This is a genomic window from Streptomyces sp. WM6386 (assembly GCF_000972385.1).
In the GTDB taxonomy this organism is placed as follows: Bacteria; Actinomycetota; Actinomycetes; order Streptomycetales; family Streptomycetaceae; genus Streptomyces.
In genome coordinates, this window is the sequence record NZ_JXTE01000172.1 from 1 (window position 1) to 1,734 (window position 1,734).

The 1,734-nt window shown below is 73.0% G+C and carries 3 protein-coding genes and 2 pseudogenes; all 5 read right to left on the reverse strand.

Annotation, left to right across the window (positions count from 1 at the left end):
• Positions 1–132, reverse strand: a pseudogene (locus TN53_RS46160) (cytochrome P450); the annotation flags it as partial.
• Positions 129–758: a GTP-binding protein gene (locus TN53_RS40425; protein WP_046263863.1), complete on the reverse strand. Its 630-nt coding sequence runs from the start codon at positions 756–758 to the stop codon at positions 129–131. The gene TN53_RS40425 and the pseudogene TN53_RS46160, both read right to left, overlap by 4 nt.
• The gene (locus TN53_RS40430) at positions 730–1,080 is read right to left on the reverse strand and encodes a DUF742 domain-containing protein (RefSeq protein WP_046263864.1); all 351 of its coding nucleotides are present in this window, start codon (positions 1,078–1,080) and stop codon (positions 730–732) included. Before TN53_RS40430 ends, TN53_RS40425 begins: the two co-directional genes overlap by 29 nt.
• Positions 1,077–1,499 (reverse strand): roadblock/LC7 domain-containing protein, encoded by a 423-nt coding sequence (locus TN53_RS40435; protein WP_046263865.1) that lies wholly within the window; start codon positions 1,497–1,499, stop codon positions 1,077–1,079. The genes TN53_RS40430 and TN53_RS40435 overlap by 4 nt, the downstream gene beginning before the upstream one ends.
• A pseudogene (locus tag TN53_RS40440) lies at positions 1,496–1,734 on the reverse strand (ATP-binding protein); the annotation flags it as partial. The gene TN53_RS40435 and the pseudogene TN53_RS40440, both read right to left, overlap by 4 nt.

Below are 1,734 nucleotides of genomic sequence, written 5' to 3' on the forward strand. Positions count from 1 at the left end.
CGCCCAGCCGACCGGGCCCTGGGCCCGCAGGTCGTCGTAGTAGCGGTACGGGTCAGAAGCGAAACCGTCCTCCCACAGCCGCACGGGTGCGGAGCGGGAGAAGTCCTGCCGGGCAGGGGGGTAGGTGGTCACCGGCTCTCCGAAGGGTGGCGGTCGATGAGGTGCTGGACCAGCGTGAGCAGTGCGTCGATCGAGGAGTTCGCGTCCCGCGCGTCACAGGTGACCATCGGGGTGCCGGGCTCCAGGTCCAGGGCGGCACGCAGCTGTTCCCCGGTGTGGTGGCTCTGCGCGTCGGGAAAGGTGTTGAAGGCGACCGTGTACGGCAGCCCGGTCTCCTCCACCAGGCCGAGCACGTCGAAGGAGGCGTCGATCCGACGGCTGTCGACCAGGACGAGGGCGCCCAGCGCGCCGTAGGCGATGTCGTCCCACAAGGCCCGGAACCGTTCCTGCCCGGGCGTGCCGAACAGGTACAGGACGATGCCGCCCGCCAGGCTGATCCGGCCGAAGTCGATGGCGACGGTGGTCGTCGACTTGTCCCGCACCCCCTCCAGGTCGTCCACCTGCGCGGACGCCTCGCTGAGCTGTTCCTCGGTGTGCAGTGGCACGATCTCGGACACCGAGTCGATCAGGGTCGTCTTGCCCACGCCGAAGGGGCCCGTGACCAGGATCTTCACCAGATCGCGGGCGGTGTCCGGCAGATGGACGCGGCCAGGTGTGCCGGGGGCGCTGCTAGCTGTGCTTGAGGGCGCGGAGGCCATCGGCCACTCTCTTCAGCAGGTCGGGGTCGAACCGTTCGGCGGGCGGGACCGGGGCGCGGGACACCACCAGGTCCCGGTCGAGGAGGGCGCCGGCCAGGACACGGACGGCGGAGACCGGGAGCCGGAGCAGGGCCGCGGCCTCCACCACCGTCAGCGAGCCCTCCTCCAGAGCGTCCAGGAGGGCCAGTTCGGCGGCCGGGAGATCGACCGGCGACGGTGTGCGGTTGGCGGTGAGGACCGAGAGCCGTTCCAGGTGCGGGCGGCTGGGGCGGGCGGTGCCGCCGGTGGACAGATACGCCGGGACCAGGGGGCGGCCGGTCATGCCGGAGCGCCGTCGTCGCTCCCTCGGGGTGCGGTGGCCATCGCCTTCTCGCCCAGCCGTGCCACCTGCGAGTGCAAGCGGTGCGCGAGCAGGTCCAGACGCACCTCGCCGCTTCCGTACGCGGCCACACAGGTGCCGTGGTCGGTCGGCACGATGAGGACGTAACCGTGGTCCGACTCGATGACGACCTGCCGTATCTCGGCCCGGTCCCGGTCGGCGAACGCGGCCGTGGCGGTCCGGCACGCCCCCTGCACGGTGCTGGTGATCGCGGCCACCCGCTCGGCCGAGGGCCGGGACAGCGCGTCCGTGTACCCCGTGACCAGGCCGTCCCGGGTGAGCAGGACGGCGGCCACGACATGCGGCACCTCGAGGATCGGTTCCAGTACCCATGCCGTGTCGCCTGCGTCGCGGCTGGTCATCGAGCCGGTCCCCCCTCGTAGTCGGTCTCGTTCGTCGGTACGTCGGTGGCGGCACCGTCCGCGCGGGCCGCGGCGGTGCCGGACTGCAGGGCGCCGAGCGCGGCGGCGGCGTCCTCGGGACTGCGGGCCACATGCTCGGCCGCGGATGCCTTCGGAGCGGCGGCGCGGGTACGGCGGCCGGGTTGCGGAACCCCGTCGGGGTGGCCGGCGGGGGCCGGGTCGGCGGGGCCGTAGG